23 protein-coding genes and 1 pseudogene are annotated in these 24,998 nt (G+C 74.7%); 11 read left to right on the top strand and 13 right to left on the bottom strand.

Annotated elements, in window-relative coordinates:
* Positions 1-22: 22 nt before the first annotated feature.
* Positions 23-1,603, bottom strand: a complete 1,581-nt coding sequence (gene hutH / locus SNE206_RS11825; protein ID WP_407913246.1) for a histidine ammonia-lyase — start codon at positions 1,601-1,603, stop codon at positions 23-25.
* A 157-nt stretch (positions 1,604-1,760) separates the two neighbouring features.
* Here hutH and fdhD point away from each other — a divergent pair, with 157 nt between their 5' ends.
* Positions 1,761-2,585, top strand: a complete 825-nt coding sequence (fdhD, locus tag SNE206_RS11820; protein WP_407913245.1) for a formate dehydrogenase accessory sulfurtransferase FdhD — start codon at positions 1,761-1,763, stop codon at positions 2,583-2,585.
* A 29-nt stretch (positions 2,586-2,614) separates the two neighbouring features.
* Here fdhD and SNE206_RS11815 read toward each other — a convergent pair whose 3' ends face one another.
* The 4 genes and pseudogenes from SNE206_RS11815 to SNE206_RS11800 all read right to left on the bottom strand — a co-directional run bounded on the left by SNE206_RS11815 (position 2,615) and on the right by SNE206_RS11800 (position 7,195).
* Complete coding sequence (locus SNE206_RS11815) at positions 2,615-2,983, bottom strand: hypothetical protein (protein ID WP_407913244.1); 369 nt, start codon at positions 2,981-2,983, stop codon at positions 2,615-2,617.
* A 689-nt stretch (positions 2,984-3,672) separates the two neighbouring features.
* A pseudogene (locus SNE206_RS11810) lies at positions 3,673-4,827 on the bottom strand (diguanylate cyclase domain-containing protein); the annotation flags it as partial.
* Between the two features lie 296 nt (positions 4,828-5,123).
* Positions 5,124-6,239, bottom strand: a complete 1,116-nt coding sequence (locus tag SNE206_RS11805; protein ID WP_407913243.1) for an adenylate/guanylate cyclase domain-containing protein — start codon at positions 6,237-6,239, stop codon at positions 5,124-5,126.
* A 143-nt stretch (positions 6,240-6,382) separates the two neighbouring features.
* On the bottom strand, positions 6,383-7,195 hold the full coding sequence (locus tag SNE206_RS11800) for a biotin--[acetyl-CoA-carboxylase] ligase (protein WP_407913268.1): 813 nt from the start codon (positions 7,193-7,195) through the stop codon (positions 6,383-6,385).
* A gap of 388 nt (positions 7,196-7,583) precedes the next feature.
* Here SNE206_RS11800 and SNE206_RS11795 point away from each other — a divergent pair, with 388 nt between their 5' ends.
* Both SNE206_RS11795 and SNE206_RS11790 read left to right on the top strand, forming a co-directional pair.
* Positions 7,584-9,176: an acyl-CoA carboxylase subunit beta gene (locus SNE206_RS11795; RefSeq protein ID WP_407913242.1), complete on the top strand. Its 1,593-nt coding sequence runs from the start codon at positions 7,584-7,586 to the stop codon at positions 9,174-9,176.
* Between the two features lie 29 nt (positions 9,177-9,205).
* The gene (locus SNE206_RS11790; protein ID WP_407913241.1) at positions 9,206-9,424 is read left to right on the top strand and encodes an acyl-CoA carboxylase subunit epsilon; all 219 of its coding nucleotides are present in this window, start codon (positions 9,206-9,208) and stop codon (positions 9,422-9,424) included.
* Positions 9,425-9,500: 76 nt separating this feature from the next.
* Here SNE206_RS11790 and SNE206_RS11785 read toward each other — a convergent pair whose 3' ends face one another.
* Complete coding sequence (locus SNE206_RS11785) at positions 9,501-9,974, bottom strand: DoxX family protein (RefSeq protein ID WP_407913240.1); 474 nt, start codon at positions 9,972-9,974, stop codon at positions 9,501-9,503.
* A 205-nt stretch (positions 9,975-10,179) separates the two neighbouring features.
* Between SNE206_RS11785 and mmpB the strand changes: the two genes are divergently transcribed.
* The gene (mmpB, locus tag SNE206_RS11780; RefSeq protein ID WP_405013026.1) at positions 10,180-10,305 is read left to right on the top strand and encodes a morphogenic membrane protein MmpB; all 126 of its coding nucleotides are present in this window, start codon (positions 10,180-10,182) and stop codon (positions 10,303-10,305) included.
* A 40-nt stretch (positions 10,306-10,345) separates the two neighbouring features.
* The gene (locus tag SNE206_RS11775) at positions 10,346-10,945 is read left to right on the top strand and encodes a nucleoside triphosphate pyrophosphatase (RefSeq protein ID WP_407913239.1); all 600 of its coding nucleotides are present in this window, start codon (positions 10,346-10,348) and stop codon (positions 10,943-10,945) included.
* Positions 10,946-10,947: 2 nt separating this feature from the next.
* Here SNE206_RS11775 and SNE206_RS11770 read toward each other — a convergent pair whose 3' ends face one another.
* The gene (locus SNE206_RS11770; RefSeq protein ID WP_407913238.1) at positions 10,948-11,694 is read right to left on the bottom strand and encodes an alpha/beta hydrolase family protein; all 747 of its coding nucleotides are present in this window, start codon (positions 11,692-11,694) and stop codon (positions 10,948-10,950) included.
* Between the two features lie 257 nt (positions 11,695-11,951).
* On the opposite strand from SNE206_RS11770, the gene SNE206_RS11765 reads away from it, so the two are divergent.
* Complete coding sequence (locus tag SNE206_RS11765) at positions 11,952-12,686, top strand: hypothetical protein (protein WP_407913237.1); 735 nt, start codon at positions 11,952-11,954, stop codon at positions 12,684-12,686.
* A 238-nt stretch (positions 12,687-12,924) separates the two neighbouring features.
* The gene (locus tag SNE206_RS11760) at positions 12,925-14,697 is read left to right on the top strand and encodes an acetyl/propionyl/methylcrotonyl-CoA carboxylase subunit alpha (RefSeq protein ID WP_407913236.1); all 1,773 of its coding nucleotides are present in this window, start codon (positions 12,925-12,927) and stop codon (positions 14,695-14,697) included.
* Here the strand turns inward: SNE206_RS11760 and SNE206_RS11755 are convergent.
* Both SNE206_RS11755 and SNE206_RS11750 read right to left on the bottom strand, forming a co-directional pair.
* Entirely contained in the window at positions 14,684-15,643 is a 960-nt protein-coding gene (locus SNE206_RS11755; protein ID WP_407913267.1) for a DeoR/GlpR family DNA-binding transcription regulator, read from the bottom strand. The genes SNE206_RS11760 and SNE206_RS11755 overlap by 14 nt on opposite strands.
* A 222-nt stretch (positions 15,644-15,865) precedes the next feature.
* Positions 15,866-17,320, bottom strand: coding sequence for an NAD(P)H-quinone dehydrogenase (locus SNE206_RS11750; RefSeq protein WP_407913235.1), 1,455 nt, complete (start codon positions 17,318-17,320; stop codon positions 15,866-15,868).
* 122 nt (positions 17,321-17,442) lie between these two features.
* On the opposite strand from SNE206_RS11750, the gene SNE206_RS11745 reads away from it, so the two are divergent.
* The 3 genes from SNE206_RS11745 (at position 17,443) to SNE206_RS11735 (ending at position 20,686) form a co-directional block, all read left to right on the top strand.
* The gene (locus SNE206_RS11745; RefSeq protein ID WP_405013019.1) at positions 17,443-17,880 is read left to right on the top strand and encodes a gamma-glutamylcyclotransferase; all 438 of its coding nucleotides are present in this window, start codon (positions 17,443-17,445) and stop codon (positions 17,878-17,880) included.
* A 162-nt stretch (positions 17,881-18,042) separates the two neighbouring features.
* On the top strand, positions 18,043-18,876 hold the full coding sequence (locus tag SNE206_RS11740; protein WP_407913234.1) for a purine-nucleoside phosphorylase: 834 nt from the start codon (positions 18,043-18,045) through the stop codon (positions 18,874-18,876).
* A gap of 103 nt (positions 18,877-18,979) precedes the next feature.
* Positions 18,980-20,686 carry a phospho-sugar mutase gene (locus tag SNE206_RS11735; RefSeq protein WP_407913233.1) on the top strand — a complete coding sequence of 569 codons (1,707 nt, stop codon included), beginning with the start codon at positions 18,980-18,982 and terminating at the stop codon, positions 20,684-20,686.
* A 69-nt stretch (positions 20,687-20,755) separates the two neighbouring features.
* Here SNE206_RS11735 and SNE206_RS11730 read toward each other — a convergent pair whose 3' ends face one another.
* The 4 genes from SNE206_RS11730 to SNE206_RS11715 form a co-directional block, all read right to left on the bottom strand.
* Entirely contained in the window at positions 20,756-21,403 is a 648-nt protein-coding gene (locus tag SNE206_RS11730; protein ID WP_407913232.1) for a PH domain-containing protein, read from the bottom strand.
* A gap of 78 nt (positions 21,404-21,481) precedes the next feature.
* Positions 21,482-22,219 carry an ABC transporter permease gene (locus SNE206_RS11725; protein WP_407913231.1) on the bottom strand — a complete coding sequence of 246 codons (738 nt, stop codon included), beginning with the start codon at positions 22,217-22,219 and terminating at the stop codon, positions 21,482-21,484.
* Complete coding sequence (locus SNE206_RS11720; protein ID WP_407913230.1) at positions 22,216-22,971, bottom strand: ABC transporter ATP-binding protein; 756 nt, start codon at positions 22,969-22,971, stop codon at positions 22,216-22,218. The genes SNE206_RS11725 and SNE206_RS11720 overlap by 4 nt, the downstream gene beginning before the upstream one ends.
* 194 nt (positions 22,972-23,165) lie before the next feature.
* Positions 23,166-23,780 (bottom strand): TetR family transcriptional regulator, encoded by a 615-nt coding sequence (locus tag SNE206_RS11715; protein ID WP_407913229.1) that lies wholly within the window; start codon positions 23,778-23,780, stop codon positions 23,166-23,168.
* 196 nt (positions 23,781-23,976) lie between these two features.
* Here SNE206_RS11715 and deoC point away from each other — a divergent pair, with 196 nt between their 5' ends.
* The gene (gene deoC / locus SNE206_RS11710) at positions 23,977-24,993 is read left to right on the top strand and encodes a deoxyribose-phosphate aldolase (protein WP_407913266.1); all 1,017 of its coding nucleotides are present in this window, start codon (positions 23,977-23,979) and stop codon (positions 24,991-24,993) included.
* Positions 24,994-24,998: the final 5 nt, after the last annotated feature.

Here is a 24,998-nt window from a genome sequence, read left to right as displayed (position 1 = left end):
GCCCCGAACGTCAGGTCCCCGGTCAGGCCAGCGGGCCGGTGACCCGCTCGACCGCGGCGACCAGGCCGCCGGAGGCGACCAGTGCGGCCGCGGCCTCCAGGTCGGGCGAGAGGTGGCGGTCGCGGCCGGGGCCGCCGACGCCGGCCTCGCGGGCGGCGGCGATCGCCGCCGCGGTGCCCGGGGCGAGCGGGCCGCTGCCGCCCTCGGCGCGGATCTCCAGGGCGCGCGAGGCGGCGGTGAGTTCGACCGCGAGCACCCGGCCCAGGTTGGCGACGGACTGGCGCAGCTTGCGCGCGGCCGACCAGCCCATCGACACGTGGTCCTCCTGCATCGCGGAGGACGGGATCGAGTCGACCGACGCCGGGACGGCGAGCCGCTTGTTCTCGCTGACCAGCGCGGCCTGGGTGTACTGGGCGATCATCAGGCCGGAGTCCACGCCGGGGTCGTCGGCGAGGAACGCGGGCAGGCCGTGCGAGCGGGCCTTGTCGAGCAGCCGGTCGGTGCGGCGCTCGGAGATCGAGCCGAGGTCGGCGGCGGCGATGGCGAGGAAGTCCAGCACGTACGCGACCGGGGCGCCGTGGAAGTTGCCGTTCGACTCGACGCGGCCGTCGGGCAGCACCACCGGGTTGTCGACCGAGGCGGCGAGCTCGCGCCCGGCCACGGTGGCGGCGTACGCGACGGTGTCGCGGCCGGCGCCGGCGACCTGCGGGGCGCAGCGGATCGAGTAGGCGTCCTGGACGCGCGGCGCGTCGTCCTGGTGGTGGCCGGTGAGGCCGGAGCCCTTGAGCACGGCGAGCATGTTGGCCGCGGAGAGCGCCTGCCCGGGGTGCGGGCGGATCGGGGCGTGCAGTTCGGGGGCGAGCACCTTGTCGGTGCCGAGCAGCGCCTCCAGGCTCATCGCGGCGGTGATGTCGGCGGTGGTGAAGAGCCGCTGCAGGTCGGCGACGGCCATGACCAGCATGCCGAGCATGCCGTCGGTGCCGTTGATGAGGGCGAGGCCCTCCTTCTCCAGGAGCTCGACCGGTTCGATGCCGGCCGCGGCGAGCAGTTCGGCGGCGGGCTTCTCGGCGCCGTCGGGGCCGAAGGCGGTGCCTTCGCCCATGAGCACGAGGGCGCAGTGCGAGAGCGGGGCGAGGTCGCCGGAGCAGCCGAGCGAGCCGAACTCGCGGACGGCGGGGGTGATGCCGGCGTTGAGCAGCGCGGCCATGGTCTCGGCGACCAGCGGGCGGACGCCGGTGCGGCCGGAGGCGAGGGTCTTCATCCGGAGGAAGACGAGGGCGCGGACGACCTCGCGTTCGACGGTGGGGCCCATGCCGGCGGCGTGGGAGCGTACGAGGGAGCGCTGCAGCTGGGCGCGGAGCTCGGGGCTGATGTGGCGGACGGCGAGGGCGCCGAAGCCGGTGGAGACGCCGTAGACGGGGCGCGGCTCGGCGGCCAGCGCGTCGATACGGGCGCGGGAGGCGGCCATCTCGGCGAGGGCGTCGGGGCCGATCTCCACGCGGGCGTTGCCCCGGGCGACGGCGAGGACGTCCTCGGCGGTGACATCGGCCTTGCCGACCTGGACGAGTGGCGCGTCGGGGGCCACAGCACCGTGCATATCCATATGCACAATCACATCAGGTGAATGAGGATATGACAACCGGGGGTCGTGGACACCTGCGGATTTCCTGCCGGGGCCGGTCGTGGCGCAGGCTGGGCACCACGCGCCGCCCGTGCACGGGCGGCGCGGAACAGCCGCGGACGAGCAGGAGGAGGGGCCGATGGCACGGGCGACGGTACGGCGCCGGGTGGTGCGGCTGCGCGGCACCGAGGCGGGCGAGCGCCCCGACGCACTGGCCGCGGAGGAGCCGCTGGAGATCCGGCTCGGCGGCGAGCCGCTGACCGTCACCATGCGCACCCCCGGCGACGACTTCGACCTGGTGGCCGGCTTCCTGGTCGGCGAGGGCGTCGTGCACGAGGCGGGCCAGCTCGCCGCGCTGCGCTACTGCGCCGGGACGGACGCCGAGGGCCTCAACACCTACAACGTGGTCGACGCGACGGTCCGCGGCGACGCCGCCCCGCTCTCCGGGCACCGCAACCTGCTCACCACCAGCGCCTGCGGCCTGTGCGGCCGCGACACCGTGGAGGCGGTCCGCACCCACAGCCGGTACCCGGTCGCCGGGGACGGCCTCCGGGTCTCCCCCGCCCTGCTGTACGCCCTGCCGGACCGGCTCCGGGCCGCGCAGCGCGCCTTCGACTCCACCGGCGGGCTGCACGCCGCCGGCCTGTTCGACGCGCGGGGCGAGCTGCTCTGCGTCCGGGAGGACGTGGGCCGGCACAACGCCGTCGACAAGGTGGTGGGCTGGGCCCTGCGCGAGGGCCGGCTGCCGCTGACCGGGCACCTGCTGCTGGTGAGCGGGCGGGCGTCGTTCGAGCTGACGCAGAAGGCGGCGCTGGCGGGCGTGCCGCTGCTGGCCGCCGTGTCGGCGCCGTCCTCGCTCGCCGTCGAGCTCGCCGAGGAGCTGGGCCTGACCCTGGTGGGCTTCCTGCGCGGCGAGAGCGCCAACGTGTACGCGGGCGCCGGCCGGGTGACGGTGGCGGGCTGAGCCGCCGCCGCCCGGCCGGGCGCGGCGGGTCAGTGCCGGTTGCGCTTGCGCATCGCGACCACGACGGCGATCACGACGGCGACCAGGATGCCCAGCACGACGATGCCGACGACCACGCCCACGAGGGTGCCGAAGAAGCCCGACTTCTTCTTCTTGCTCTTCGACTTCGACTTGGACTTCGACTTGGCGACGTAGGTGCTCTTGCCCGCCGACCTGGACCGGTTCGCAGAGCCCGCCCGGGCGAGCGTCTCGGTGCGGGCGCCCGCCTGCGCCGCTGCCGCGGGCGCCTTCCCGACGGCCGCCGCACGCGGGGCGGCCACCGCCTCGCCGCCCGCCAGTGCGGTCCCGCCGACCGCCAGTGCCAGTGCGAGAAGTGCTCCCGCCAGCCGTGTACGCATGGTCCCTCCCAGGGCCCCCGTTGCCGATGCCGTGCCACTGTCGCATGCCCCCTCCGGTGCAGCACAGTCCCGCCGGAGGGCCTGTGGCCCAGCTGTGACGTCCCCGGGACGCGGCGCGGTCAGTCCGGCGGCGGGGAGGAGGGACCGGACAGCGCGACGGCCACCAGCGCCCGCAGGGCGGGGGCGACCTGACCGAGCGGCAGGGTGGAGTCGTCCGCGAAGAGTTCGACCAGCCAGCCGCCCGCCGCGTTGGGGCCGCCGGCGGCGACCATCGCCCGGTACCCGCTGACCACCATGACCGCCTCCTCCGCCGGGTCGTTGCCGGTCGCGCCCGCCCGCAGCGAGAAGCCGCCGCCGCGGGAGGCCCGCCGGGTCTGCGGGTAGTGGCGCAGGTCGAAGACGGCGTCGGGGGCCTCGATCTGGGCGCGCTGGGTGGCCGCCCCGGAGCTGCTCGGGCCGCTCGTCATGCGGTAGACGGCGTGCTGGGCGGTGCGCATGAGGTGCGAGCCGGGCTGCACGTACGAGACCCACCAGGCGACGGCGTCGAGGAGCCGGGCGGAGGACTCGGCGACGGTGACCATCCGGGCGAGCGTGTCGGCGGGGTGGCTGGTGCGCAGGGTGTCGTTCTGGTCGAGGGCGGCGAGCACGGTGGCGAGCAGCTGGCCCGGGTCGGCGCTGCGGGCCGCTCCGCGGAACCGCCGGCGGTCGCCGTTGCCGCGCTGGCCGGGGCCGCCGCGGCGCCCGTCGGCCCGGTGGTGGGGGTCGGCGGCGTCGGCGAGCAGCACGGTCGGGTCCGGGGCGTAGCCGGGCCCGTGGCTGCGGCCGGCCACCACCGGGTGGGCGGCCCGGGAGGCCTTGGCCCGGTACTGGGCGGCGTCGGCCAGCCGGAAGAGCCGGTCGGCGGTGGAGACCGGGCCGATGGAGTCGCCGGTGGAGGCGACGCCGCAGGCGACGCCCTCCCCCTCGGTGAGCTGCAGGGCCCGGGTGCAGAGCTCCTCGGCGACGGCGACGACCTCGTCGGCCTTCTGGCCCTCGACGAGCAGGCAGAACTCGTCGCCGCCGAGGCGGGCGGCGAGGCTGCCGGGGAGCTTGGCGGCGCAGAGCGAGAGCTGGTGGGCGAAGCGTTCGAGCAGCCGGTCGCCCATCTCGTGACCGAGCAGGTCGTTGACCCGCTTGAGCCCGTTGACGTCGCAGACGACGAGGCTGACGACGGTGTTGTCGCGGTTGTGCGCCTGCAGGGCGCCCTCCAGCCGGGCGTCGACGGCACGGCGGTTGGCGAGCCCGGTGAGCGGGTCGGTGAAGGCCAGCCGGCGGAGGTCGGCGAGGCGCTCGGTCTGCGAGAGGCCGGCGGAGATCTGGGCGGCGAGCAGGGTGGCGTAGTCGGCGTCCTCGTCGGCGAAGAGCGGCAGGCCGGCGGCGCGTGCGAGGTACAGCTCGCCCCAGGCCTGGCCGTGCAGGACGATCGGGGCGACGAGGCAGCACTCCCGGCCGCGGCGGCGCAGCCCGGCGGCGCGCTGCCGGCAGAAGGCGCCGGTGCCGGGGTGGCCCTGCACGGGCGCGGGGTCGGTGTCCTCGGCGGTCTGCACCCAGGCCCGGGGCAGCCGGCCGGTGGTCCAGTGCTCCTCCAGGTAGGTGACGATCTCGGGGAAGTCGGCCACCGGGTACGACTCGTCCTCGGGGAACTCCTCCTCGCCGGCGGCGAGCTCGCCGTAGTTGGCGAGCACCCGGAGCCGGCCGGACTCGCGGTCCCAGACGGAGACGGCGGCCATGGTGGCGCCGAGTGCGGCGGTGGCGCGGACCGCGGCCGCACGGACGGCCTCCAGCGGGGTCAGCGCACCCGCCATGTCGTGGGCCAGCTCGACGACGGCCTGCAGCCGGGGGTCGAGGGAGGAGGGGGACCGCGCGGGCTGCTCCGTCGTGGTCGCGTCGCCGCTCAACCGGATCGCCTCGTCCCTTGGTCCGTCCGCGCGGGTGCGCTTCCATTCTGGATCACGATTATGGCGCTTCGGTACCGCTATGCCCGATTTGTCATGGCAGGGCTCGCGGACGGCGCGCCCGAACGGACTGCCCGCGTCCGCCGCACCTCCGGACCCCGGGCCCCTGGCCCCTGGCCCGCTCCGCGCCGTACGGGCGCCGCGGGTCACTCGGCGTCGCGGCTCCGGGTCAGCAGCCAGGGCTCGACGAGGCCGAGGCCGCGCACCGGCCGCCGCCACATGGGCTGCAGGTGAAACGGGAAGCCGACCGCGGCCTGGTGCCCGGCCGGGTCCTCCGGGACGTACGGCGGCACCGCGCCGGTCTGCTCCAGCGCGGCCGCGAGTTCGCCGTCGACGAGGACGGCGTCGCGCGGGGCGATCGAGGTGAGGCGGCTGGCCAGGTTGACGGTGGTGCCGAAGACGTCGCCCATCCGCGAGGTGACGGTGCCGAACGCCATGCCGACCCGGAGCGCCGGCATGGTGTCCTCCTTGGCGAGCGTCTCGACGAGCGCCAGGGCGATCTCGGCCGCGACCACGGGGTCCTCGGTGGCGTAGAGGATCTCGTCGCCGAGGGTCTTGATCACGCGGCCGCCCTGGCCGACGATCAGGTCGGAGCAGGTGTTCTCGAAGGTCTCGACGAGCTCGCCGAGCTCCTCCTCCTCCAGGCGGCGGGAGAGCCGGGTGAAGCCGACCAGGTCGGCGAAGCCCACGGCGAGCCGGCCGCTGGTGATCTCGGTGTCCTCCGCGGCGTGCACCACCCGGCCGGTGACGGCGGCGAGTTGACGGCGCCAGACGTACACGAGGAACTGCTCCAGCTCGGGCAGGAGCAGCTCGGTCAGCGGGTAGGCGACCTCGGCGCGGGTGAGGCCCGGCTCGACGGCCTGGGTGAGGTTCTCCAGGAAGGTGTCCATCTGCCAGCCGGCGAGGCGCGCGGTGGTCTGGCCGGTCGAACGGGCCACCTGGATCGCCATCGACTCGCTGAGCAGGCCGGACTCGATCAGGCCGGCGAGGCGGCGCAGCGCGATCACGTCGTTGTCGGTGAGCGCCCGCGACTGCCCGATGTCGGGGAAGCCCATGGCGCGCCAGAAGCGGGTGGCGAGGTCCATCGACACGTCGGCCGCCCGGGCGGCCTGGTACGGGGTGTACCGGCGCGGCGCGTCGAGGATCAGCCGTTCCAGTTCGAGCGCGACGGTGTTGTCGCCCGCGCCGCCGGCGGCCTGGCCCTCGGTGCCACCACCGCCGGTGCCGCTGCCGTTGCCGCTGCCGGATCCCTCGTCTGCCACCGGTCCATCCCCGTGCGGTCGCCGCACTTCCTCTTGTCCTGCCTGTCAAGGGCGGCCGACCACCCTGGGGTAGTGGCGCGCCTCACACCGCTGCCAGGTGGAATGTTCGCACGGAATCCCGCGATCCGGGGCATCCGTCCGGATCAGGCGGGATCCGGGCGCTCCGGCCGGACGTGCACGACGTCGCCCGCGGCCACCGGGTGGCGGGTGCCGTCGGCGGTGCGGACGACCAGCCGGCCGTCGGCGTCCACGGCGACGGCTTCGCCCGCGAGCTCGCGGTCGCCGGGGAGTTGCACCCGCACGGGGCGTCCGAGCGTGGTGCAACGGGCCGTGTAGGCGGGCAGCAGCCCGCTGGCGTGCGGGTCGCCCGCGGCGGCCCGCCACTCGCCGTACAGCTCGGCGAACTCGCGGAGCAGGCCGCGCAGCAGGGTCTGCCGGTCGGTGACGGCGGCGCCGGCCAGGGCGAGCGATCCGGCGGTGGGCACCGGGAGTTCGTCGGCGCGCAGGGTGACGTTGATGCCGAGCCCCGCGACGACGGCGCCGCCGCCGAGCTCGGTGAGGATGCCGCCGATCTTGCGCTCCTCGCCGCCGACGGTGACCTGCAGGTCGTTCGGCCACTTGAGGCCGGTCTCCAGCTCGGTGACCCGCGAGACGGTGGTGGCCGCGGCCACCCCGACCAGGATCGGCAGCCAGCCGTACCGCTGGATCGGCACGTCGGCGGGGCGCAGCAGCACCGAGAGGAAGAGCCCGGAGCGCGGCGGGGCGCTCCAGCGGCGCTCCAGGCGGCCGCGGCCGGCGTTCTGCGACTCGGCGACGAGCACGGCGCCCTCGGGGGCGCCCTGCCGGGCGCGGGCGGCGAGGTCGGTGTTGGTGGAGCCGGTCTCGGTGACGACGTCGAGGGAGGTCCAGAGGCCGCCGGGCACCACGAGGTCGCGGCGGAGCGCGTCGGTGTCCAGCGGGGGGCGTTCGAGGTCCGTCCAGGGCGAGGGGCCGGCGTGGCCGAAGCCGCGGAGTCCGCTGCGACGGGGGCGGGTGGGCTCGGGGTGCTCGGCGTCGGTCACCGGCTCAGCGTACCGACGGGGCCGCGCCGCGCCGGAGCGGGCGACACCGCCCCGGGCCGGAGGGCCCGGAGGTGAACGAGTGACACGCCCCGAGGTGAGGGGCGATGACCAGCCACAGGCCGTCCCATCGTGCCGCAGATGGCAGGGCGACACACTGTGTCGCCCGCCATAACACGATGCGCCGGGCGCTGGCTACGCTACTTCGCGGTAGTCGCAGTGCCGCCCTGCCCTCAGGCCGTCGTCGGCTTCGGAGGCGGCCCATGGACCAGGGAGAGCCACCTCTATGACCGAGGCGCCGTACGACCCCCACACCACCGCCGGCAAACTCGCCGACCTGCGGCGCAGGATCGACGAGGCGGTGCATTCCGGCTCCGCCGCGGCCGTGGAGAAGCAGCATGCCAAGGGCAAGCTGACGGCCCGTGAGCGGGTGGCGGAGCTGCTGGACGAGGACTCGTTCGTGGAGTTCGACGAGTTCGCCCGGCACCGGTCCGTCAACTTCGGGCAGGAGCGCAACCGCCCGTACGGCGACGGCGTGGTGACCGGCTACGGCACCGTCGACGGCCGTCAGGTCGCGGTCTTCGCGCAGGACTTCACCGTCTTCGGCGGCTCGCTCGGCGAGGTGTTCGGCGAGAAGATCGTCAAGGTCATGGACTTCGCGCTGAAGACCGGCTGTCCGGTCGTCGGCATCAACGACTCCGGCGGCGCGCGGATCCAGGAGGGCGTGGTCTCGCTCGGCCTGTACGGCGAGATCTTCCGGCGCAACGTGCACGCCTCCGGTGTGATCCCGCAGATCTCGCTGATCATGGGCCCCTGCGCGGGCGGCGCGGTGTACTCCCCCGCGATCACCGACTTCGTGGTGATGGCCGACCGGACCTCGCACATGTTCATCACCGGCCCGGACGTCATCAAGACGGTCACCGGCGAGGACGTCGGCATGGAGGAGCTGGGCGGCGCCCGCACCCACAACGCCAAGTCGGGCAACGCGCACTACCTGGCCGCGGACGAGAAGGAGGCGGTCGAGTACGTCAAGAGCCTGCTCTCGTACCTGCCCTCCAACAACCTCTCCGATCCGCCGGCCTACCCCGAGCAGGCCGACCTCTCCGTGACGGACGAGGACCTGGAGCTCGACGCGATCGTGCCGGACTCGGCGAACCAGCCGTACGACATGCGCCGGGTGATCGGGCACGTGCTCGACGACGGGGAGTTCCTGGAGACGCAGCCGCTGTTCGCGGGCAACATCATCACCGGCTTCGGCCGGGTCGAGGGCCACCCGGTGGGCGTCGTCGGCAACCAGCCGATGGACCTCGCCGGCTGCCTCGACATCAACGCGAGCGAGAAGGCCGCACGGTTCGTCCGCACCTGCGACAGCTTCAACATCCCGGTGCTGACCTTCGTCGACGTGCCGGGCTTCCTGCCCGGCACCGGCCAGGAGTGGGACGGCATCATCCGCCGCGGCGCGAAGCTGATCTACGCGTACGCCGAGGCCACCGTGCCGCTGATCACCGTGATCACCCGCAAGGCGTTCGGCGGCGCGTACGACGTCATGGGCTCCAAGCACCTGGGCGCCGACCTGAACCTCGCCTGGCCGACCGCGCAGATCGCGGTGATGGGCGCGCAGGGCGCGGCCAACATCGTCTACCGGCGCGAGCTGGCCGAGGCCGCGAAGGCGGGCGGGGACGTCGACGCCCGGCGCGCCGAGCTGGTCGCGGAGTACGAGGACACCCTCCTCAACCCGTACCTGGCCGCGGAGCGCGGCTACGTGGACGCGGTGATCGCCCCCAGCGAGACCCGCGGTCACATCGTGCGCGGGCTGCGGGCGCTGCGCGGCAAGCGCGAGACCCTGCCGCCGAAGAAGCACGGCAACATCCCGCTCTGACCTGACCGCCGCGCGAGAGGATTGAGAGCATGGCCCCGATCCAGGTGCTGCACGGGCAGCCGACCCCCGAGGAGCTGGCCACCGTCCTGGCGGTGGTCCAAGCCCGGGCCGCCGCCGAACGGACCGCCGCCGAGGCGGCCCGCGGGGCGGGCGGCCCGGTGGACCCGTGGCGCGACCACGCCCGGCGGATGCGCGGGGTGCCCGCCCCCGGGCCCGCCGTCTGGCGGACCTCCGGCTGGGCGCGCTGACGCCCGGCCCGTACGGACACGAGGGGCCCCGACCGCAGGCGGTTTGCCGGCGGTCGGGGCCCCTCGCCGTGCCGGGTCAGGCCGTGGCGGGCACCGCGGCGGTGCGGCGGGCGAGCAGGCCGTCGAGGGCGAGGCCGCCGGGGCCGACGGCCGCGATCGCCAGGAACACCCAGCAGAAGAGCACGGACGGCTCGCCGCCGTTCTGGATCGGCCAGAGCGCGTGCTCCTGGTGGACCGAGAAGTAGGCGTAGGCCATGGAGCCGGAGCAGATCAGGGCCGCCGTGCGGGTGCCCAGGCCGAGCAGCACGAGGAGGCCGCCGACGAGCTGGATCACCGCGGCGAACCCGCCGGGCCAGCTCCAGGCGTCGACCGTGCCGCCGCCCTTGGCGCCGCCGAGCACGCCGAAGAGCGAGGCCGCTCCGTGGCAGGCGAAGAGCAGGCCGGCGACGATGCGGAAGGCGCCCACGACGTACGGCCTGGCCGTGTCGACGGGCTCGCGGGGGACTGGGGACGTGCGGGGGACTGCGGACGTGTGGGGGACTGCGGGCATGCGGGGCTCCCTCGGGGCGAAAACCTGATGTGGGGGGTCGGTCCTGCCGGTCCTTCTGTCACCTGCGCGCCGTAGAGGGATTGGCTTTACAGGTCCTTGACAAGGATTCAGTTCCCCGCGGACCCGGCCGCCGAACTCCCCACCCGGCGGTAACTTGAGTACCGGTACTCAGGCGCCCGTCCTCCGCCCCGCACAGGATGAGGAGGTGCTCTGGTCAGACCCCCGCGACGAACCCTCCGCCGAAGCGCGGAGGGTTCAGCGCATGCTGCGCCGCGCAGGCCCGCTGCTGGCCGCCCTCGCCCTCGTCGCCGCCGTCCTGCTGGTGCGCTGAGCGGCCCGTACGCCCCCGGCGGAGGCCCTAGGCTTGCCGCATGACCGATCGCCGCACCCTCGTCCTCGCGTCCGCCTCCCCGGCCCGGCTCGGCCTGCTCCGCCAGGCCGGCCTCGACCCGCAGGTGCGGGTCAGCGGGGTCGACGAGGACGCGATCAGCGCCGCCACCCCCGCCGAGCTCGCGCTCGTGCTCGCCGAGGCCAAGGCCAAGGCGGTCGCCGCCGACCTGGCCGGCGGCGAGCTGGTCGTCGGCTGCGACTCCGTCCTGGAGCTCGACGGCCTGGCGCTCGGCAAGCCCGCCGACGCCGCCGAGGCCCTGGAGCGCTGGCGGTCGATGCGCGGCCGCGAGGGCGTGCTGCGCACCGGCCACTGCGTGATCGACACCGTCACCGGCCGGCAGTCCTCGGCGACCGCCTCCACCACCGTGCGCTTCGGCACCCCGGACGACGCCGAGGTCGCCGCGTACATCGCCTCCGGCGAACCGCTGCACGTCGCCGGGGCGTTCACGCTGGACGGCCGGTCGGCGCCGTTCGTCGAGGGCATCGACGGCGACCCGGGCAACGTCATCGGCCTCTCCCTGCCGCTGCTGCGCCGCCTGCTGGCCGACCTCGGCGTCCGGATCACCGACCTCTGGAGCTGAGCTCAGCCCGTCGCGGGCGCGTACGCCGCCAGGAAGGCCCGGACGTCGGGCAGCGCGCCGTCGTCGAGCAGCGGCACGCCGTGGTGGCCGCCCGGGTAGATCCTGAGCTCCTTGTGGGCGGAGGCCGCCGCCGCGTGCAGGCTGCGGGCGTCGTCGGCGAACGGCGCGTCGAGCTCCTCCGCGGCGATGAGCACCGGCACGGTGAGCCGCTTGACCGCGGTGGCCGCGTTGTTGCCGCCGAACGACTCCGGGGCGCTCAGCGACACCACCGCGGCGACAGGCACCGGCGCGGGCAGCGCGCCCGCCACCAGGGCGCCCGTGCCGCCCTTCGACGCCCCGACCAGCACGACGCCGGTGACGCCCTTGTCCTTCAGCCAGCCGGTGACCGCCGCGAAGCCGTCGGCGACGTCGCCGTTGCCGTTGAACGGCACGACCGCGTACCCCGCACCGGTGAAGCCGTCGAGGTACGGCACCCAGTCGCAGAGCGAGCCGCCGTTCTGGTGGGCGAGCACCAGCGCGACCCTGGCGCCGCCGGTGTCGGAGTCGCGGTAGTAGGCGTCGGTGTCGGCCAGGCCGCCGGGGATGCGGACCGACCCCTTGGCCGCCTGGTCCTCCGTCAGGCAGCCGTACCGCTGTGCGGCCGCCGACGCGGCCGGGGCGGCGGCCGGTCCGCCGGGGCCGTCCGTGCCGCAGCCCGCCGCCGCTGCCAGCAGAACCCCCAGGGCGGCCAGGGCCGCCGTTCTCCGCACCGCTCGCATCATGTGTCTCCCCCGTCGGTCCGCGGCGGGCCGGGCGGACCGCCGCGGACACGCTAGGGGCCGCCCCCGACCGCGTCAATGGTCCAGACCATTAGGCGCCGAACCCCCCGGCAAGCGGACGGCGAACCTCCGGAAAGCCCTGTCGATCCGGACAGAACGCGGCCCGCACAACTGTGGCCCCGGGCCACCCGGCGGCCCGCCGGGCCCCGCTAGGCTGACGCCCGGCCGTCAAGCAGGAAGGAGCGGGGATGTCGGACAGCGTTCTGAACGTGGTGCTCGGACTGGTGGCCAGCGCCATCAGCGCGGGCCTCGGCTGGCTCGCCCAGACCCTCCGCCGCCGGCGGAGGATCGGCCGGGTGCGCGGGTTCTTCGGCATGCCGGCCGGCACCGAGTGCCTGCTGGTCGTCCCCCGCAAGGGCGGGCCGGGCACCACCACCGCCGTGGCGCGCGACGACGCGTACGCGATGATGGAACTCGCCGCCCTGGTGAGGGAGTGCGGGGCCCGGGCCGAGATCGTGGCGCACGACCAGGTGCGCCAGGGGCTCGGCGGCAAGGCGGAGTTCTGCCTCGGCGGGCCGTCCGCCAACCACCGGACGGCCGCCCACCTGGCGTCCTGGCTGCCGGGACTCGCCGTCGCCTCGGGCGACGGCGACCTGACGATCACGGCGGGCGACGAGGTGTTCCCGCTCACCCGGCCGGCACCGGAGGGCGCACCCGCGTACGTCCTGCTGGCCCGGGTGCACGCCGGATCGGGCGACCGCCCGGTCTTCCTGATATCCGGTCAGACCGCCACGTCCAACCACGCGGCCGTCCGCCACCTGGCGGCCAACCACCGCAGCCTGGCCCGGAAGTACGGGACGGACAGCACGTTCGCCGTGATACTCCGGGTGGTCAACCCGGAGGCGTACGGCCCGGACGTGGTCGAGCTGGCGGCGGACGTGACGGCCAGGGCCACCGCGCGCCCGGCACCCGTGGCCGCCTGACACCCCCTCCGCGACCGCCGTGTGGCGAAGGCCACGACTCGGCGCGCGCCGCCGCGGGGCGCCGGGCGTCACGATCGGCCGCCCCGCGTAACGTCCCTACCTGCGGGACCTTCCGCAGCGTGGCCGGGTGATCACCGTACGGGTGACGCTCCGTGTGGGCCAGCTCACCACCAGGGACTACTCGCCGGTAGTGCGTTTGGATCCCTAGACTCAACGAGGTTTCACGAAGGGAGCCACAGTGCGCAAGGTGCTCATCGCCAACCGCGGAGAAATCGCCGTCCGCGTCGCCCGGGCCTGCCGGGACTCCGGTATCGCCAGCGTCGCCGTGTACGCCGAGCCGGACAGGGACGCTCTGCACGTCCGCGCGGCCGACGAGGCCTACGCGCTCGGCGGCGACACTCCCGCGACCAGTTACCTGGACATCGCCAAGGTCCTCAAGGCGGCCGCCGACTCGGGTGCGGACGCCGTCCACCCCGGCTACGGCTTCCTCTCCGAGAACGCCGACTTCGCCGAGGCCGTCATCGGCGCGGGCCTGACCTGGATCGGCCCGCCGCCGCAGGCCATCCGCGACCTCGGCGACAAGGTCACCGCCCGCCACGTCGCGCAGCGCGCCGGCGCGCCGCTCGTCGCCGGCACCCCGGACCCGGTCTCCGGCGCCGACGAGGTCGTCGCGTTCGCCTCCGAGCACGGCCTGCCGGTCGCCATCAAGGCGGCGTTCGGCGGCGGCGGCCGCGGCCTCAAGGTCGCCCGCACGCTGGAGGAGATCCCCGAGCTGTACGAGTCGGCCGTCCGCGAGGCGGTCGCCGCCTTCGGCCGCGGCGAGTGCTTCGTCGAGCAGTACCTCGACAAGCCGCGGCACGTGGAGACCCAGTGCCTGGCCGACAGCCACGGCAACGTCGTCATCGTCTCCACCCGCGACTGCTCGCTGCAGCGGCGCCACCAGAAGCTCGTCGAGGAGGCGCCCGCGCCGTTCCTGACCGACGAGCAGAACGCCGAGCTGTACCGCGCGTCCAAGGCGATCCTCCGCGAGGCGGGCTACGTCGGCGCCGGCACCTGCGAGTTCCTCGTCTCCCAGGACGGTCTGATCTCCTTCCTGGAGGTCAACACCCGCCTGCAGGTCGAGCACCCGGTCTCCGAGGAGGTCGCCGGCCTCGACCTCGTCCGCGAGATGTTCCGCATCGCCGACGGCGAGGCGCTCAGCTACGACGACCCGGAGATCCGCGGCCACTCGATCGAGTTCCGGATCAACGGCGAGGACCCCGGCCGCGGCTTCCTGCCGGCCCCCGGCACCGTGACGCTGTTCGCGCCGCCGTCCGGCCCGGGCGTGCGCCTCGACGCGGGCGTGGAGACCGGCTCGGTCATCGGCCCCGCCTGGGACTCCCTGCTCGCCAAGCTGATCGTCACCGGCGCCACCCGCAAGCAGGCGCTCCAGCGCGCCGCCCGCGCGCTGGAGGAGTTCACGGTCGAGGGCATGGCCACCGCCATCCCGTTCCACCGCGCCGTGGTCACCGACCCGGCGTTCGCACCCGAGGTGCACGGCAGCGACGCGCCGTTCGAGGTCTTCACCCGCTGGATCGAGACCGAGTTCGACAACACCATCCCGGCCTTCACCGGCGCCGGCGGTGAAGGCGACGAGGCCGAGACCCGCGAGACCGTGGTCGTCGAGGTCGGCGGCAAGCGGATCGAGGTCTCGCTGCCCTCCTCGCTCGGCGTCCCCACCGCCCCCGCGGCGACCGGCACGAAGGTCGCCAAGCGCCGGGTCGGCGCCAAGAAGGCCGGTACGGCGGCGAGCGGCGACACCCTCGCCTCCCCGATGCAGGGCACCATCGTCAAGGTCGCCGTGGAGGAGGGCCAGGTCGTCGCCGAGGGCGAGCTGATCGTCGTCCTGGAGGCGATGAAGATGGAGCAGCCGCTCAACGCGCACAAGGCCGGCACCGTCGTCGGCCTCAAGGCCGAGGTCGGCGCCGGCGTCAGCAGCGGTGCCGCACTCTGCGAGATCAAGGACGTCTGACCCGCGTCACGTCCGGACGGCCGGTGGCCAGCGGCCGGGCGATCAGGCCGCCGTGCGCGCCCGGACGGCGCTGGCCGGGCAGCGGGGCGCCGGGCGGCGCGGCACGCCGCAGCCCGGCCGGGCCCCCGCCCGGCGGCGGCTGGTGCGCCGCCGGTCCCGGGTGGGCGGGCCCGCTGTGCACCGGCGGCTCCGCGGGCGTCCCGAGCGGGGCCAGCGAGATCTGCACGCCGCAGTCGGCGAGCGCGTCCAGCTCGCGGGCGGTCGGGTCGTGGGCGGCGGACTGCTCGTCGGTGACCAGCCGGGTGATGGCGTCGGTGGGCACCGTCTGGAACATCGTGTCGGCGCCGAGCTTGGTGTGGTCGGCGAGGACGATCACCTCGGCGGCCGACTGCACCAGGGCCCGGTCCACGCTCGCCGACAGCATGTTGGTGGTCGACAGGCCGCGCTCGGCGGTCAGGCCGCTGCCCGACACGAACGCCTTGGAGACCCGCAGGCCGGCCAGCGACTGCTCGGCGCCGCTGCCCACCAGGGCGTAGTTGGAGCCGCGCAGGGTGCCGCCCGTCATCACCACCTCGACGCGGTTGGCGTGCGCGAGGGCCTGCGCCACCAGCAGGGAGTTGGTGACCACGGTGAGGCCGGGCACCCGGGCGAGCCGGCGGGCCAGCTCCTGCGTGGTGGTGCCGGCGCCCACGACCACGGCGTCGCCCTCCTCGACCAGGCCGGCGGCCAGGTCGGCGATGGCGCTCTTCTCGGCCGCGGCGAGATGGGTCTTCTGGGGGTAGCCGGGCTCCCGGCTGAAGCCTCCGGGAAGCACCGCGCCGCCGTGGCGGCGGTCGAGCAGCCCTTCGGCCTCCAGGGCCCGGACGTCCCGACGGACGGTGACTTCGGAGGTCTGGACGACGCGGGCCAGTTCCCGGAGCGAGACCGCTCCGTTGGCGCGCACCATCTCAAGGATCAACTGGCGACGTTCTGCTGCAAACACGGAACCGACGGTAACCGAATGACCGTCTGCTTTCAGGCGTTTGCACCTGGTAACGGGAAACGCTCACGTCGGAGCGGCGCACGACCGTACAATTCGCGCCGCCGACCGCTTCCCGCGCGCTGGGCCACGCGGGTGGTGCGCCGGGGTGCGGCCGCCACGGCGGCCGCCCCGGCACGCACCGGCAGGTCAGGAGTCCGAGCCCTCGCGCTTGCGGATGTGCAGCTGCCGGGCGGCCTCGGCGGTGGAGCCGGAGAGGGACGGGTAGACGGTGAACGCGCCGGCCACCTGTTCGACCGTCAAGTTGTTGTCCACCGCGAGCGAGATCGAATGGATGAGCTCGCTCGCGCGCGGCGCGACGACGACGCCGCCGACCACGATGCCGGTGCCCGGCCGGCAGAAGAGCTTCACGAAGCCGTCCCGGATGCCCTGCATCTTGGCCCGCGGGTTGCCGCGCAGCGGCAGCTTCACCTCGACGGCGTCCATCTTCCCGCAGGAGACGTCGGCGGCGGTGTAGCCGACCGTGGCGATCTCGGGGTCGGTGAAGACGTTGGAGGCGACGGTCTTGAGGTTGAGCGGCTGCACCGCGTCGCCGAGCACGTGGTACATCGCGATCCGGCCCTGCATGGCGGCGACCGAGGCGAGCATGAAGACGCCGGTGCAGTCTCCGGCGGCGTACACGCCCGGGGCCGAGGTGCGGGAGACCCGGTCGACCTGGATCTGGCCCCAGTCGTTGAGCTTCACCCCGGCCTCCTCCAGGCCCAGGCCCGCAGTGTTCGGGACGGAGCCGACGGCCATGAGGCAGTGCGTGCCCTCGATCACCGTGCCGTCCGCGAGGGTGACCTCGACCTTGTCGCCGATCCGCTTGGCGCTCTCGGCGCGGGAGCGGCCCATGACGTTCATGCCGCGGCGGCGGAAGACGTCCTCCAGCACCTCGGCGGCGTCCGGGTCCTCGCCGGGCAGCACGCGGTCGCGGCTGGAGACCAGGGTGACGTTGGAGCCGAGCGCCTGGTAGGCGCCGGCGAACTCGGCGCCGGTGACGCCGGAGCCGACGACGATCAGCTCGCGGGGCAGCTCGTCCAGGTCGTAGACCTGGGTCCAGCTGAGGATGCGCTCGCCGTCCGGCTGGGCGTCGGGCAGCTCGCGGGGGTGCACGCCGGTGGCGATCAGCACCGCGTCGGCCCGCAGCGCCTCGGTGGTGCCGTCCGCCCGCTCGACCAGCACCTCGCGGGAGCCGTCGGCCGCCTGGCCGCCGGAGCCGAGCCGGCCCAGGCCGCGCAGCACGGTGACGCCGGCGCGCGTGACGGCCTGCGTGATGTCGTGGGACTGCGCGACGGCGAGGCGCTTCACGCGGCGGTTGACCTTGCCGAGGTCGACGCCGACCACCCGGGCCTTCTGCTGCAGCGGCGGGGTGTCGTCGGCCACGATGATGCCGAGCTCCTCGTAGGAGCTGTCGAAGGTGGTCATCACCTCGGCCGTGGCGATCAGGGTCTTGGACGGAACGCAGTCCGTCAGCACCGCCGATCCGCCGAGTCCGTCGCGGTCGACGACGGTCACCTCCGCGCCGAGCTGGGCCGCCACCAGGGCCGCCTCGTATCCGCCGGGTCCGCCACCGATGATCACGATCCGAGTCACGAGCACCATTGTCCCGCATGCCGGAAGCAAATCCACGCCCGGGGGCGTTGCCGGGTGCTCACCGCGCCCCGATGTGACGGTGAGCACTCCCGCGCCCGCCCCGGGCGGCGCACTCCCGTAGGCTGGCGCCCATGTCGCTCTACGCCGCGTACGCCACGAACCTCGACGCCCGGCAGATGACCCGGCGCGCCCCGCACTCCCCGCTGCGCGGCACCGGCTGGCTGGACGGATGGCGGCTCACCTTCGGTGGCGAGCAGCTCGGCTGGGAGGGTTCGCTGGCCACCGTCGTGGAGGACGAGAAGGAACAGGTCTTCGTCTCCCTCTACGACGTCTCGCCGGTCGACGAGGAGGGCCTGGACCGCTGGGAGGGCGTGCAGCTCGGCATCTACCGCAAGATCCGGCTGCGCGCGCACACCCTGGACGGCGACATCCCGGTGTGGACGTACGTGCTCAACGACTACGAGGGCGGTCTGCCCGCGGCGCGCTACCTCGGGCTGATCGGGGACGCGGCGGAGAGCGCCGGCGCGCCGGACGACTACGTGCTCGACCTGCGCCGCCGCCCCTGCTGACGGCCGCGGGGCCGCGGACGGCGCGCGCCCTGGTGCGATCCGCCGGAAGGACGCCCGGTCAGGGGGACGTTTCCGGTCTTTCCGGACGATCCGGGTAACGATCCGGCGCGTCTTCACGGGATGGTCTACGCGCGTAGGCGAATGTTGACTATCCTCGGCCGTGTGAACGCATCTCCTCAGTCGGTCGTCTCCGCCGACCCCTATGCCGCCGCCCGGGCCGCCGCCGAGCGCCTGCGCGAGCTGACCGGTGCCGAGCGCCACGACGTCGCCCTCGTGATGGGCTCCGGCTGGGTGCCCGCCGCCGACGCCATCGGCGACCCCGACGACGACGGCACGGTCGAGTTCCCCGTGACCGAACTCCCCGGGTTCCCCGCGCCCTCGGTCGCCGGACACGCCGGCCGCATCCGCTCCGTGCAGGTCGGCGGGAAGCGCGCCCTGATCTTCCTCGGCCGCAACCACTACTACGAGGGCCACGGCGTGGCCACCGTCGTGCACGGCGTCCGCACCGCCGCCGCCGCCGGCTGCGGCATCGTCGTGCTCACCAACGGCTGCGGCGGCCTGCGCCAGGGCTGGCAGCCCGGCCAGCCCGTGCTGATCAGCGACCACATCAACCTCACCGCCGACTCGCCCATCGTCGGCGCCAACTTCGTCGACCTCACCGACCTCTACTCCAAGCGGCTGCGCACCCTGTGCCGCGAGGTCGACCCGACCCTCGACGAAGCCGTCTACGTGCAGTTCCGCGGCCCGCACTACGAGACCCCGGCCGAGGTCAACATGGCCCGCGTCATCGGCGGCGAACTCGTCGGCATGTCCACCACCCTGGAGGCCATCGCCGCCCGCGAGGCCGGCTCCGAGGTGCTCGGCCTCTCCCTCGTCACCAACCTCGCCGCCGGCATGACCGGCGAACCGCTCAACCACGAAGAGGTCCTGGAGGCCGGCAAGGCCAGCGCCGAGCGCATGGGCTCGCTGCTCGCGAAGGTCCTTGAGCGGATCTGAGCCCGTCCTGACGCAGAATCAGTAGACCGGCGGCGGCCGGCCCGCACCCAGCGGTGCCGCCGCCCGCCGCCGGCCGGCCCACACTTCGTTTGGAGCTCGCAGCATGGCGCAGGCACCCACCACCGACCTCCTCGACCGGGCCCGCACCTGGCTCGCCGAAGACCCGGACCCGCGGACCCGCGACGAGCTCACCGAGCTGCTCGCCGCCGCCGAGGGCACCGACGCCGACACCGGCCAGCGGATCGCCTGGTCACGGCTGGCCGAGCGTTTCTCCGGCCGCCTGCAGTTCGGCACCGCCGGCCTGCGCGGCGAGCTCGGCGCGGGCCCGATGCGGATGAACCGCGCCGTCGTCATCCGCGCCGCCGCCGGCCTCGCCGCCCACCTCCGCCGCCACCCGGAGCTCGGCGACCTCGTCGTCGTCGGCTACGACGCCCGCCACATGTCGTACGACTTCGCGCGCGACACCGCCGCCGTCGTCGTCGGCGCCGGCCTGCGCGCCGCCCTGCTGCCGCGCCCGCTGCCCACCCCGGTGCTCGCCTTCACGGTCCGCCACCTCGGCGCCGCCGCCGGCGTCACCGTCACCGCCAGCCACAACCCGCCGCAGGACAACGGCTACAAGGTCTACCTCGGCGACGGCTCGCAGATCGTGCCGCCCGCCGACGCGGAGATCGCCGCCGAGATCGACGCGATCGGCGCGCTCGCCGACGTGCCGCGCGCCGACGGCGGCTGGGAGGTGCTCGGCGACGACGTCGAGCAGGCCTACCTCGCCCGGGCCGTCACCGTGCTCGACCCGGCCGGCCCCCGCGACCTCGACGTCGTCTACACCCCGCTGCACGGCGTCGGACGCGACACCCTACTGGCCGCCTTCGCCCGGGCCGGTTTCCCCGCCCCGACCGTCGTCGCCGAACAGGCCGAGCCCGACCCGGACTTCCCCACCGTGGCGTTCCCCAACCCGGAGGAGCCGGGCGCGATGGACCTCGCGTACCGCACCGCCGCCGCCGCCCGCCCGGACCTCGTCATCGCCAACGACCCGGACGCCGACCGCTGCGCCGTCGCCGTGCCGGACCCGTCCGACGGCGGCTGGCGGATGCTCCGCGGCGACGAGGTCGGCGCCCTGCTCGGCGCGGCCCTGGTCGCCAAGCGCGCGACCGGCACCTTCGCCACCACCATCGTCTCCTCCACGCTGCTCGGCCGGATCGCCGACGCCGCGGGCCTCGGCCACGCCGAGACCCTCACCGGCTTCAAGTGGATCTCCCGCGCCGAGGGGCTGCGCTACGGCTACGAGGAGGCGCTCGGCTACTGCGTCGACCCGGAGGGCGTCCGCGACAAGGACGGCATCACCGCCGCCCTGCTCGTCGCCGAACTCGCCGCCACCCTCAAGCGCTCCGGCCGCACCCTGGCCGACCTGCTGGACGACCTGGCCGTGGAGCACGGGCTGCACGCCACCGACCAGCTCTCCGTCCGCGTCGACGACCTCGCCCTGATCGCCGACGCCATGCGGCAGCTCCGCGACAAGCCGCCGACCCTGCTCGCCGGCCTCCGGGTGACCCGCGCCGACGACCTGACGGCCGGCTCCGACGACCTGCCCCCCACCGACGGCCTGCGCTACGTGCTGGACGGCGAGGGCGTCCGCTCGGCCCGGGTCGTCGTGCGGCCGTCCGGCACCGAGCCCAAGCTCAAGTGCTACCTGGAGGTCGTCCTGCCGGTCGACGGAGCCACCGGTCTCGCCCCCGCCCGGGAGCGCGCCGCCGCCCTGCTCGCCGGCCTCAAGCACGACCTCGCCGCCGCCGCGGGCATCACCACCGCCTGACACCGCCGCGCCGTACGCCGCAGGGCCCGAGCACCCGGGCCCTGCGGCGTACGGCGGCCGGACGGCCGGTCAGCCCGTGACGATCAGCGCGACGAGCGCGATCAGCCCGAGCACCGTCGGCGCGATCACCCACCAGCACCAGCGGACGACGACCGGGCCCTGCGCCGCGGCGTGCGCGGAGCGGTGGGACGCCATCTCCTGCAGCTCGTCGACCACCTGGTCCGACCACGCCCGGGTCGGATCGCTGTCACCGGGACGGCGCGTCAGCCCCGGGTCGCCGGCGGCCCGCGCACGGTCGGCCCGGCGGCGGGCCGTCTTCCGCTGGCGGATCGACACCGGCACCGCCCACACCTGGTACTTGTGGCCGGCGGCGAACAGCTCGACGGAGTACCCCGACTTCAGCCCCTCGACCCCGGACCACGGCGCGTCGATCGTGCGCAGCGGGTTGCGCACCAGCAGTCGGCGGTCGTTGGCGTACACGGCGGGCCGCAGGGTGTAGGCGATCACCGGGAAGGCGAAGACCGGCGCGGCGGCCAGCGCCACCCACGGCGTGCGGCCGGAGCCGGAGATCACGGCGTCGACGATCAGCCAGCCTGCGACGGCGAGCAGCAGCACGCCGGAGATGATGCCGGGGCCGGAGCGGTAGACGCGGTCGGCGTACTTCGGCTCCTGGGGGGCGGCAGAGCCGGGGTCGGGCGTGCCGTCGGATTCGGTCATGGGGACGATTCTGCCCCATGCCCGCGACGCACCCCGGGGAGCCCGGCCGGTGCCGCCCCCGGCCGTCCCCCGCCGCCGTCAGGCGCTCCGGCGGCGCAGCGTCGCCGCCCCGAGGGCGAGGGCGAGCAGGGCGCAGCCGGCGATGACGGCGAGGTCGCGGACGACCGCACCGCCCACCCCGCCGTGCACCGTCAGCCTGCTCATCGCGTCGACGGCGTACGACAGCGGCATGACGTCGGAGGCCCAGCGCAGCACCTCCGCCATCCGCTCGCGCGGCACGAACAGCCCGCACAGCAGGAACTGCGGGAGCAGCACGGCCGGGAGGAACTGCACGGCCTGGAACTCGGTCGCGGCGAACGCCGAGACCAGCAGCCCCAGGGCCATGCCGAGCAGCCCGTCGCCGACCGCGACGGCGAACAGCAGCCAGGTCGGCCCGGCGACGTCGAGGCCGAGCAGGCCGATGGTCAGCGCGGAGGCCAGCGCCGCCTGCACGAGGGCGACCAGGCCGAAGGCGAGCGCGTAGCCGAGCAGCAGGTCGAGCCGGCCGAGGGGCATGGTGAGCAGGCGCTCCAGCGTGCCGCTGGTGCGCTCGCGGAGCATCGCGACCGAGGTGACGAGGAACATCACGAGCAGCGGGAAGACGCCGAGGAGGGCCGCGCCGATCCGGTCGAAGTCCTCCGGCCGGCCGTCGTACATGTAGCGCAGCAGGGTCAGCAGCACGCAGGGCACGACGAGCAGCATCGCGAGGGTGCGCGGGTCGTGGCGGAGCTGGGCGAGGACCCGCCGGGTGGTGGCGAGGGTGCGGCGGAGGTTCATCGGGGGCTCTCCACGGGTGCGGGGGTGCCGCCGGCGACGAGCGCGAGGAAGGCGCCGTCGATGTCGTCGGCGCCGGTGGCGGCGAGCAGCGCGGCCGGGGTGTCGTGGGCGAGCAGGCGGCCCTCGCGCATGAGGAGGAGGCTGTCGCAGCGGGTGGCCTCGTCCATGACGTGGCTGGAGACGAGCAGGGTGGCGCCGTCGTCGGCGAGCCCGCGGAAGAGTCGCCAGAGGTCCTGGCGGAGCACGGGGTCGAGGCCGACGGTGGGCTCGTCGAGGATCAGCAGTTCGGGGGTGCCGAGCAGGGCGGCGGCGAGCGAGACGCGGGCGCGCTGGCCGCCGGAGAGCCGGCCGGCGGTGTCGTGCTCGTGGCCGGTGAGGCCGACCTGCTCGACGACGCGGGCGGGGTCGGTGCGGGGTGCGCCGAGGACGGCGGCGAAGTAGGCGAGGTTCTCGGCGACGGTGAGGTCGCCGTAGACGGAGGGCGCCTGGGTGACGTACCCGACGCGCTCGCGCAGTTCGGCGGCGCCGGCGGGGCGGCCGAGCACCTCGACGCTGCCGCCGGCGGTGCGCTGCACGCCGACGATCGCGCGGAGCAGCGTGCTCTTGCCGCAGCCGCTGGGGCCGAGGAGCCCGGTGACGGAGCCGCGGGGCACGGTGAGGTCGAGCCCGTGCAGGACGGTGCGGCCGCCGCGGACGACGGTGAGCCCGTCGGTGCGGATGGCGGGGGCCGGCCCCGCCGCAGAATTCATCATGCGATGAGTTTTGCGCGCGGGAACGGCGGCCGTCAAGACCGGGAACACCGTGGACGACCACGCAGGACAACCGCACAGGGCGAGCGCGCAGGGCGACCGCGCAGGACAACCGCCGGGGCGGCCCCGTGAACCCCTCGGACGACAGGACGGAACCCCGGGCGGCACCGCGCCCGGCCCGGCCCCCGGGGCGGCGGTCAGGCCTCGGCGAGGCAGCCCTGCAGGGCCCGGGCCAGCAGCGGCAGGAGCTCGTCCGGGGAGGTCGAGGCCAGCGGCTCGACGGCGAGCACGTACCGGGCCATGGCCAGGCCGATCACCTGCGACATCGCGAGCTCGACCCGGAGCTCCGGCTGCGGCACGTCCAGCCCGGCCGCCACCCCGGAGACCACCTCCGTGACCATGAAGCCGCGCATCAGCCCGGCGACCTCCTCGGAGGCCGCGGCCGTCCGCAGCACCGCGAGCAGGCGGTCCCGCAGGGCCGGCTGCTCCCACAGGTCGAGGACCAGCCGGGCCAGCCGCCCGCCGATCTCCGCACGGTCGCCCTCCAGCACCTGCGGGACGATCAGCCGCGGGTCGACGGGGAACTCCAGCGCCGCCAGGAAGAGCCTGTCCTTGGTGCCGAAGTAGTGGTGCAGCAGCGCCGCGTCGACCCCGGCCGCCCGGGCGATCGCCCGCATGCTCGCCTTCTGGTAGCCCCGCGCGGCGAACTCCGCGCGCGCCGCCTCCAGCACGGTGCGCCGGGTGTCGGCGCCGCCGGGGCGCCGGCCGGTCTTCTTGCGGGGGGCGGGCTGCTCGCCGGCTGCGGAGGTCACCCCGGCATTCTCCCCGGCCGGGGGCGTCCCGTTCGCGCGAGGACGCCCCCGGCCCGTCCGCACACCTCCGGGGCCCGCGCCGGGGACGGCCGGCGGGAGCCCGTCGAGGCCTCCGCGCGCCCACATCTCGGTCCCGTATCGAAACCCGGCCCCCCTAGCGGATCGCTACGCGCGTAGATATGCTGGTCTGGTGACTATGTCCACTCTTGCAGCCAACGCCAACCCCCAGCCTGGCGGCCGGGAGGTGCCATCGGGCGCTGCGGGCAGCGGTCTTGAGGACGTCGCGGCGTCCGAGGCCTCGCTCCGCCGCTTCCTGCACGGCCTGCCCGGCGTCGACCAGGTCGGCCTGGAGGCTCGCGCCGCCACGCTCGGTACCCGCTCGATCAAGACCACGGCGAAGGCGTACGCCATCGACCTGGCGATCTCGATGATCGACCTGACCACGCTGGAAGGCGCGGACACGGTCGGCAAGGTGCGCTCGCTCTGCACCAAGGGCCGCAACCCCGACCCGTCCGACCCGACGGCGCCGCGGGTCGCGGCCATCTGCGTCTACCCGGACATGGTCGCGACCGCGAAGGACGCGCTGCGCGGCACCGACATCCAGGTCGCCTCCGTCGCCACCGCCTTCCCCGCCGGCCGGGTCGCCCTGCCGGTGAAGCTGGCCGACACCGCGGACGCGGTGGCCGCGGGCGCCGACGAGATCGACATGGTCATCGACCGCGGCGCGTTCCTGTCCGGCCGCTACCTGGACGTCTTCCGGGAGATCACCGCGGTGAAGGAGGCCTGCCGCCGCCCCGACGGCACCTCCGCCCACCTCAAGGTGATCTTCGAGACCGGCGAGCTGCAGACGTACGACAACGTGCGCCGCGTCTCCTGGCTGGCGATGCTGGCCGGCGCCGACTTCATCAAGACGTCCACCGGCAAGGTCGCGGTGAACGCCACTCCCCCGGTGACGCTGCTGATGCTGGAGGCCGTCCGCGACTTCCGGGCGCAGACCGGCGTGCAGATCGGCGTGAAGCCGGCCGGTGGCATCAAGACCACCAAGGACGCCATGAAGTACCTGGTGATGGTCAACGAGACCCTGGGCGACGACTGGCTGAGCCCGCACTGGTTCCGCTTCGGCGCCTCCAGCCTGCTCAACGACCTGCTGATGCAGCGCCAGAAGCTGACCACCGGACGCTACTCCGGCCCCGACTACGTGACGGTGGACTGAGACAG

The sequence above is a fragment of the Kitasatospora sp. NE20-6 genome (genome assembly GCF_045862635.1).
Note: the sequence above shows the minus strand (reverse complement) of the source record. Positions and strands in the feature narration are given on the sequence as shown.

Coding starts and splice junctions, on each gene's coding strand:
- SNE206_RS11725 (WP_407913231.1), bottom strand. CDS start 22,219: ATGAACCTCCGCCGCACCCTCGCCACCACCCGGCGGGTCCTCGCCCAG.
- SNE206_RS11750 (WP_407913235.1), bottom strand. CDS start 17,320: ATGGTGCTCGTGACTCGGATCGTGATCATCGGTGGCGGACCCGGCGGA.
- SNE206_RS11755 (WP_407913267.1), bottom strand. CDS start 15,643: ATGGTGCGCGCCAACGGAGCGGTCTCGCTCCGGGAACTGGCCCGCGTC.
- SNE206_RS11730 (WP_407913232.1), bottom strand. CDS start 21,403: ATGACCGAATCCGACGGCACGCCCGACCCCGGCTCTGCCGCCCCCCAG.
- SNE206_RS11815 (WP_407913244.1), bottom strand. CDS start 2,983: ATGCGTACACGGCTGGCGGGAGCACTTCTCGCACTGGCACTGGCGGTC.
- SNE206_RS11745 (WP_405013019.1), top strand. CDS start 17,443: ATGTCGCTCTACGCCGCGTACGCCACGAACCTCGACGCCCGGCAGATG.
- fdhD (WP_407913245.1), top strand. CDS start 1,761: ATGGCACGGGCGACGGTACGGCGCCGGGTGGTGCGGCTGCGCGGCACC.
- SNE206_RS11790 (WP_407913241.1), top strand. CDS start 9,206: ATGGCCCCGATCCAGGTGCTGCACGGGCAGCCGACCCCCGAGGAGCTG.
- SNE206_RS11720 (WP_407913230.1), bottom strand. CDS start 22,971: ATGATGAATTCTGCGGCGGGGCCGGCCCCCGCCATCCGCACCGACGGG.
- SNE206_RS11775 (WP_407913239.1), top strand. CDS start 10,346: ATGACCGATCGCCGCACCCTCGTCCTCGCGTCCGCCTCCCCGGCCCGG.
- hutH (WP_407913246.1), bottom strand. CDS start 1,603: ATGGATATGCACGGTGCTGTGGCCCCCGACGCGCCACTCGTCCAGGTC.
- SNE206_RS11795 (WP_407913242.1), top strand. CDS start 7,584: ATGACCGAGGCGCCGTACGACCCCCACACCACCGCCGGCAAACTCGCC.
- deoC (WP_407913266.1), top strand. CDS start 23,977: ATGTCCACTCTTGCAGCCAACGCCAACCCCCAGCCTGGCGGCCGGGAG.
- SNE206_RS11735 (WP_407913233.1), top strand. CDS start 18,980: ATGGCGCAGGCACCCACCACCGACCTCCTCGACCGGGCCCGCACCTGG.
- SNE206_RS11765 (WP_407913237.1), top strand. CDS start 11,952: ATGTCGGACAGCGTTCTGAACGTGGTGCTCGGACTGGTGGCCAGCGCC.
- SNE206_RS11785 (WP_407913240.1), bottom strand. CDS start 9,974: ATGCCCGCAGTCCCCCACACGTCCGCAGTCCCCCGCACGTCCCCAGTC.